We start from the raw sequence: 7,532 nt of genomic DNA, 5'->3' as shown, positions 1-7,532 counted from the left end.
GATTTCATAACTATATGATTTTAAAAGTTTTGATTGTTTTTTGATCCAAAATTAAATTTATTTAAATCAGATGCTTACATATTTATGCAACAAAGCCCTAAAATTTAAAAAAGAGAAGCCTTTCATATTCAGAAAGGCTTTGTGAAATAGTGTTTTGGAAATGATTAAAATAAGAAGTAACGCTGCGCCATTGGTAACACTTCCGCAGGCTCACAAGTCAAATGCACACCATCTGCACGTACTTCATAAATCTCAGGGTCAACCTCCATTACAGGACAATAAGTATTTAACTTCATATCTGCTTTCGAGATATTACGCGTGGCTTTACAAGGACTAATCAACTTCTTTAAAGCCAATTGTTCATGTACGCCTTGCTCTATTGCCACTTGCGATAAAAAGGTAATGCAGGTGTTATGTACGCCACGAGGGTAAGCGCCAAACATCGGACGATAATGCACAGGCTGTGGCGTTGGAATTGAAGCATTAATATCACCCATCGGCGCAGCTGCAATCATTCCGCCTTTAATAATCATCGAGGGCTTAACACCAAAAAATGCAGGCTTCCATAAAACAATATCGGCTAATTTACCCACTTCAATCGAACCAACTTCATGGCTTAATCCATGGGTAATGGCAGGATTAATCGTATATTTAGCAATATAGCGCTTCACACGATTGTTATCGTGATTTTGATTATCACCTTCGAGTGGGCCGCGTTGCACTTTCATTTTATGTGCTGTCTGCCAAGTACGTAATATTACTTCACCCACACGCCCCATCGCTTGCGAGTCGGAAGACATCATGGCAATTGCGCCCATATCCTGCAAGATATCTTCTGCAGCAATAGTTTCACGGCGAATCCGACTTTCAGCAAAAGCAACATCTTCAGAAATTGCAGGGTCTAAATGGTGGCAAACCATCAACATATCTAAATGTTCATCAATGGTATTGACGGTATATGGACGTGTGGGATTGGTTGAAGATGGTAAAACATTGGGTTGACCAATTGCTTTTAAAATATCTGGTGCGTGACCACCGCCCGCACCCTCAGTATGGTAAGTGTGGATGGTCCGGTTATTAAATGCTGCTAAGGTTTCTTCTAGAAAGCCACTTTCATTTAGTGTGTCTGTGTGAATGGCAACTTGTACATCGTATTGATCCGCCACACTTAGACAGTTATCAATCGCGGCTGGCGTCGATCCCCAGTCTTCATGTAATTTTAAACCCACCACACCGGCTTTGATTTGTTCAGCGATTGGTTCTGGCTGACTCAAGTTGCCTTTACCTAACAGACCAATATTCATAGGTAAATCATCAATAGCTTGTAGCATGGTCGCAATATGCCATGGGCCTGGAGTTACTGTGGTTGCAGATGTTCCTGCGGCGGGGCCTGTACCACCACCAATCATTGTAGTTGTGCCTGACATTAGTGCTGTTTCAACTTGTTGTGGGCAAATCCAATGAATGTGAGTATCTATCCCTCCCGCCGTTAAGATTTGTCCTTCACCTGCGATGACTTCAGTTGCTGCACCTAAAGGAATTGTAATGTCAGGTTGAATATCAGGGTTACCTGCTTTACCTATTTTCCAGATACGACCATTTTTAAGTCCAACATCGGCTTTGACAATACCCCACCAATCGACAATTAAAGCATTGGTAATGACGGTATCAGCGACCTCATCAGACAATAATTGTGACTGTCCCATACCATCGCGAATGACCTTGCCACCGCCAAATTTAACTTCTTCACCATAAGTCGTGAGGTCTTGTTCAACTTGAATAAACAATTCTGTATCAGCTAAGCGAACTCTATCACCTACTGTAGGGCCAAACATTTCCGCATAAGCACGGCGAGACATTTTCATTAATATATTTCCTATTCTAGATTTTTTGGCTTTAGCAGCTTTTGCATCGGAATAAATTGAATACCCCATTTCTCCGTTAGCGCACCGACCACTTCAAATCCATATTTTTTATAAATATCGAGTGCATAATGACTTGAATTTATTGTGATTATATCGGGATCATTTTTAAGTATTTCTTGCTCTAAAAAGTCCCACATTTGTCGACCATAACCTTGACCGTGATATTCAGCTTTTAAGAAATAATGCATGACATGAGATGGAGCGATATACGCCAAATTCCCAACGATTTCTTCATTAATTTCTGCCACAAAATAATGAATAAGTGGTTGTTGGAAGATGTTTTTCAACATATCAGGTTTAAAGCGTTCACGTCCTTCTTCAGTCACGACAACATAATCGACAAAAGGTTCAATAACAGCAGCGATGGCTTCAACATCATCAACAGTTGCTGGGCGTATTTTCATTATTAACATTTAATTCTCTTATGCTTTTTCATGTACTTATTGAACTTATTACTAACAATAATTTAATTGTTCAACAAGACACTTGAGCATAAAAATAGTTAATCCAATTTACCCATAACACGCCCTGCAAACCCATACACCTCACGTTTACCTGCAAGTGCAACCAATTCGATATCTCGACTTTGGCCCGGTTCAAAACGAACTGCTGTTCCAGCAGCGATGTTGAGTCGATAGCCTCTAGCTTGCTCTCGATTAAATTGCAAAGCATCATTGGCTTCAGCAAAGTGAAAATGAGAACCGACTTGAATTGGTCGATCGCCTGCATTAGCAACACGCATTTTCAGTGTTTCTCGTCCGACATTCATTTCAATGTCTGAATCAGGCGTAATAATTTCACCAGGAATCATGGCTTACTCCTTATTTTTATTAGACAATGGGTTGATGAACTGTGACTAACTTTGAACCATCTGGAAAAGTAGCTTCGACCTGCACTTCTGCAATCATTTCCGCGACACCATCCATGACATCTTCACGACTTAACAAGGTTGTGCCGTAATGCATTAACTCGCTCACGGACATGCCATCGCGTGCGCCCTCAAGCAGTGCTGCTGAAATAAATGCAATTGATTCTGGATAATTCAATTTTAATCCACGCGCTTTACGACGCTCAGCAACAAGGCCTGCGGTAAAAATTAATAATTTATCTTTTTCAGTTGGATTAAGTTCCATAACAATTTCCTAATCTTCTAAAATGTAGAATGCAAAATGCGTGCAAATTCTTCTTTCGCTCTCGCACGTTTTGATTTTTAGTGTCCTAACCCAAAGGTAAAATGAACACTTAATCTATTAATCTTGCTAGACCTATCTACTTTCCAATGATGGCAAAACTTAAGTGCGCCAAATCCGTGGGAATTCTTCTGCTAGGTCATACCAATAGCGTCTTAAACGGGCACGGACTGCTGCAAAAGCATCATGGCATTCACGTACATCATCGCCTAAATAACGTGCACAAATCACATCATCTAACAGGGTTAAAGTCACCGCTAGATTCATCCGCATAATCAATTCACGGATTAATTCGATATGTTCAGCCAGTAATGTTGTTTGCCTTAAACGCGATGGTGCTACTGCCCAGAAACTTCCCATCACAGCATGTCCATTCATACCTAAACAGGATGTAAGCCACCGATCCTGCCCCTTAAAATTTAAACTATCTGCAACCAATAATTTGTCTGCACGATACAGCCTAAATTTGCTTTGGTATTGCCCTTGCTGAAAAATTTCACCACGTGCTTGTCGACCGATGACCAACATATCCCACCCAATAAAACTGGCCATTTCATCTAGATGAATATGTGTTTCAGAGTCTGCATTGGCACCATCAAAAAGCATGGTTTCTTGCGGTAACCATTCAAATGTCGCCTGTGCTGCGACATGTATATGAATATGCTGATAGGCTTGCTTGCCATTGGTTTTGTACCATTTTCCTGCACCGGGCGTGGTAACTAACGCATGCGCATTCGCCTCAACTTTCATATCAAAAGTCAGATGGTCTCCGCCAGCAATTCCTGCTGGTGGATGCACAATAATTGCATGGCAAATACCAGTTTTTTCAGGCCACAACATCTTCTGAACGCGTACAGGCCCATGATGCTTGCGATGCTGTAATACGGTTCGATTTGACTGTACTTGATAGGCAAAACCAAGTTCCAAACAGGCATACCACAGTTGGCTGTTATGCTGCTGTTGTGTCGATATAAATTTTGTTTCGCTTAATACCAGATCATTCATTTGCATCTCCCTATTATTTGAGATGAATGAGGCATCAAGCTAAACCAATTACAGCAACAATAGCTGTCAAAGCACCAATCATTTGCTTACCATAAGGCACATATTTTTGAATAAATGCGCCGACGAGCAAACCGAATACGTATATAGATGCCATCGCTGTAACCATACCAACGACCAGTAAAACTGCCTGACCGCTTTGGCCAAGTTCCGTACCATGTGCGATGCCATGAAAACCGGCCAAAAGTGCAGCAATAAAAGGAACGGCTTTATTGGTTTTGGTCCAAAGAGCAACAGCCAATACAATTAACGACGCAATAATGCCGTTTTCAGCAATTGCTGTTGCTAAGTTGAATTGTGCACCGATCATAAAACCGACAATCATTGCGGCAGATAAACCGAATAATCCGGCCCATTTCCAGCGCTGGTGTGCAGTCCAAATCAATACGCCAAATGCTAACGCCATCATTAGATGATCAAGCCCTGTAAATGGATGCACAAAACCGCTGATAAAACTATTATGGCTATGCTCATGGCCTGGATGCGCCATTGCTACCAAGGGAAAGAATGCCAACGATGTGAAGGTAATTCTTTGCAATAATAACTTCATAGTGGATGCCCCTTATGCTTTAAACAAACCTTGTTTCTCAATAAAGCTGATGATGTCATTTAAGCCATCTTTAGTTTTCATATTGGAAAATAGAAAAGGTTTTTCACCGCGCATACGTTTCGCGTCTTGATCCATCACATCTAAATTTGCTCCAACCATTGGTGCAAGGTCGGTTTTGTTTATGATTAACAAATCAGATTTGGTAATACCGGGGCCACCTTTACGCGGAATTTTCTCCCCACCCGCCACATCAATTACATACAGGGTTAAATCTGAAAGTTCCGGGCTAAATGTTGCTGCCAAATTATCACCGCCACTTTCAATAATGATCAGTTCAAGGCCATCAAATTTTTCGCACAGGTCATCAATAGCCGCTAGGTTAATGGAGGCGTCCTCACGAATTGCGGTATGCGGGCAACCACCTGTTTCTACACCAACAATACGCTCAGGTGACATAGCTTCATGGCGTGTTAAAAAGTTGGAATCTTCTTTGGTATAAATATCATTGGTCACCACCGCCATATTGTATTTTTCACGCAGTGCCTGACATAAATTTAAAGTAAGCGCTGTTTTACCTGAACCAACTGGACCGCCAATACCTACGCGTAATGGGCTACGTTCTGTCATGTGAAATGTCCTTTATTTTTAAGATCTAAATAATCGTGAATATTGTGTTTCGTGTGCCATACTGAGCATGGCGTAATTAGGTAAGGCGCTACTGAGTTCAGCATCTTGCAGTGCTAAAGCACGTTCAATTGCCTCTGGAATCAGCCCATGCACATGCCATAAAATCCGTTGTCCACTCATCTGTCCAAGTGGTACAGTTTTCACGGCAGCCAACACCTGATTTTCAAGTACGGTAAAGGTATAAGCAGTCAAAACCTCTGCAACATCAAGTTCGAGTTGCCCACAAAGATGCGCATAGATGGGTACGAAACCGATCTGCTTTTTTAATTTCACAGGCTTTTTCAGCACATCACGAATCCACGCATTTAATGAAAATGCCAATTGCTGTGATTCAGCCAATAACTCTTTGCTTTCTCGACTTGCTCTATATAACTGCGCCCAGTATTCAAACTGCTCAGGCTGATCAAAAGATATTATTAGGCGTTTCAAAACGGGCAGCTCAAACCGTACCAAAAGCATTTCAAGCACTTCTTCAAAATAAGTAATGCTCGAGGTTTCATCAAAAATTAAGCTCTGATCAATCGCACTTTCTACCCCTTGAGAATAACAGTACGCCCCAATTGGTAGTGCCGTTGAGGACAAAGTCAACAGACTTAAAAGCTGTGAAGCATTAGGTGTGAACATGATGCAAAGCCTTAATTGGGCTTAATCTGTGATCATGCTGATGCTGTGTATAAGCACCGCTTTCAGGCTCAAATGGATGCATGGTTTCATATACCGTTAAACCAAGTCCAATTATCATTTCAGCCAATACATGATCTGGCTCAAAATACAGCGCCGTTGGTGTGAGCATTAAAGGGACGTGACGATTACCTAAGTGATACGCTGCTTTTAATAAATCAAAGCTGCTTGGTGCTTCTACTTTCATGAGTTTTTCTGCTTTGGCATCGACACGCAGTACATCACCCTCTTGAGTTGCGATATATGAACCGTGCCTTAAAATGCCGGTACGGGGTAAATCTGCACCAATATCGTGCCCGTTAGCTAAAGTTGCACGAAAACGGCTCTTTTGTCGTGTATCAAATGTCAGTTCAACTATCTCAACATTTTCTTGTACGACATTACCCTCAAGTCTTTCCGTATAGATTTTCATAAATACCCAATCTCAATTTCTTTTATCGTGATTCGTGAACTAAATTGATGCTAAATTCAGCATTAAATGAATGATTTGCATTAAAATAATGCACTATTCATGCCAATCTTATTTTGCCAAGCGTTTTATTTTTGCCGTGTCTATCTAATTATTTTGAAATTTGCTTCGTGCAAGACATCTTAATTATTAAAAAATATGTGATTGCCGATAATTATTCAGATGGCCATAAAAAAATCCCCCCATCGATGGAGGATTGTAGAAATAGAATTTATGCCAATCTAGCTAAGCATTAATACACATCTCGTCGGTAGTGACCGGCCTTACGTAAGGCATTAATTTGTTTAGCACCTAAAATTTCTACTAAAGCATCATCAATACCTTGGGCCATATTTAAACTACCACAGAGATAATACAAAACACGAAGAAACCAGCCACATTCACATCAAATAAAATCAATAACTTAAAATAAAAATTCCAAATACACCCTATTTCCCACCCGCTTTGAGCCTCTCAAATTCATCAAAAACCGCCCACATTTATAACCACTTTCTTGATCTTTTTATAAAAATTAAAAGTTTTTTGTACTTCTTGATCTAAGTTAAAAAAATCAGGAGGGCGAATAAATGAAGCCTACAAAAGCAAATTCTCAGCTAGCCAATAAAAGACCGTTTTATACAAAGGAGGTCATGATCCGTCCTTACCCGCCTCTGTTCAAAATTTACCAAAGCTACGCTCAGATTTTAAATGCCTCGCAACTGCCAACACACTTTCAACATGACGTGAGCCTAATATCTGCTACTGCACCTGCTCCAGCTGAGTTATTCGCAACAGATAACTTTCTTCTTGTTTATATAGCACAACAACAAAATATTCGAATCAAAGCTCGAAGCATTGTAGAAGCTGATGTAGACCTCATTCAGGTTCAATATCAACTCAGCAACACACTCTTTAAGTTGATGACTGAGCTCAAGATCAATCCACAGGCTCTTAATCCCGATAAGCTGAGAGGTGGTCCCACTTGTTTG

General features: G+C 40.7%; 9 protein-coding genes and 1 pseudogene. 1 reads left to right on the top strand and 9 read right to left on the bottom strand.

What is annotated here, in order from left to right:
• Positions 1-164: 164 nt before the first annotated feature.
• From ureC to ureE, 9 genes are all read right to left on the bottom strand, one after another.
• Positions 165-1,865 (bottom strand): urease subunit alpha, encoded by a 1,701-nt coding sequence (gene ureC, locus B4H32_RS11650; RefSeq protein WP_004778074.1) that lies wholly within the window; start codon positions 1,863-1,865, stop codon positions 165-167.
• Between the two features lie 11 nt (positions 1,866-1,876).
• Positions 1,877-2,338 (bottom strand): GNAT family N-acetyltransferase, encoded by a 462-nt coding sequence (locus B4H32_RS11645; RefSeq protein WP_004778076.1) that lies wholly within the window; start codon positions 2,336-2,338, stop codon positions 1,877-1,879.
• An 89-nt stretch (positions 2,339-2,427) separates the two neighbouring features.
• Positions 2,428-2,736: an urease subunit beta gene (locus tag B4H32_RS11640; protein ID WP_004778077.1), complete on the bottom strand. Its 309-nt coding sequence runs from the start codon at positions 2,734-2,736 to the stop codon at positions 2,428-2,430.
• 19 nt (positions 2,737-2,755) lie between these two features.
• A complete protein-coding gene (gene ureA, locus B4H32_RS11635; RefSeq protein ID WP_004778079.1) occupies positions 2,756-3,058 on the bottom strand; it encodes an urease subunit gamma in 303 nt (100 codons plus the stop codon).
• 159 nt (positions 3,059-3,217) lie between these two features.
• Positions 3,218-4,120, bottom strand: coding sequence for an urease accessory protein UreD (locus B4H32_RS11630; RefSeq protein WP_004778080.1), 903 nt, complete (start codon positions 4,118-4,120; stop codon positions 3,218-3,220).
• Between the two features lie 34 nt (positions 4,121-4,154).
• Complete coding sequence (locus B4H32_RS11625; RefSeq protein WP_004778083.1) at positions 4,155-4,727, bottom strand: HupE/UreJ family protein; 573 nt, start codon at positions 4,725-4,727, stop codon at positions 4,155-4,157.
• Between the two features lie 12 nt (positions 4,728-4,739).
• Positions 4,740-5,354: an urease accessory protein UreG gene (ureG, locus tag B4H32_RS11620; protein WP_004778085.1), complete on the bottom strand. Its 615-nt coding sequence runs from the start codon at positions 5,352-5,354 to the stop codon at positions 4,740-4,742.
• Between the two features lie 18 nt (positions 5,355-5,372).
• On the bottom strand, positions 5,373-6,038 hold the full coding sequence (locus B4H32_RS11615; protein ID WP_004778087.1) for an urease accessory protein UreF: 666 nt from the start codon (positions 6,036-6,038) through the stop codon (positions 5,373-5,375).
• On the bottom strand, positions 6,025-6,507 hold the full coding sequence (gene ureE, locus B4H32_RS11610) for an urease accessory protein UreE (RefSeq protein WP_004778090.1): 483 nt from the start codon (positions 6,505-6,507) through the stop codon (positions 6,025-6,027). The genes B4H32_RS11615 and ureE overlap by 14 nt, the downstream gene beginning before the upstream one ends.
• A 623-nt stretch (positions 6,508-7,130) precedes the next feature.
• Here ureE and B4H32_RS11605 point away from each other — a divergent pair.
• Positions 7,131-7,532 (top strand): annotated as a pseudogene (locus tag B4H32_RS11605) (hypothetical protein); the annotation flags it as partial.

Origin of the sequence: Acinetobacter sp. UBA2063 (genome assembly GCF_002333245.1) — a bacterium.
Lineage (GTDB): Bacteria > Pseudomonadota > Gammaproteobacteria > Pseudomonadales > Moraxellaceae > Acinetobacter > Acinetobacter parvus.
The sequence above is the reverse complement of the archived record's forward strand: the minus strand, read 5'-3'. Positions and strand labels throughout refer to the sequence as shown.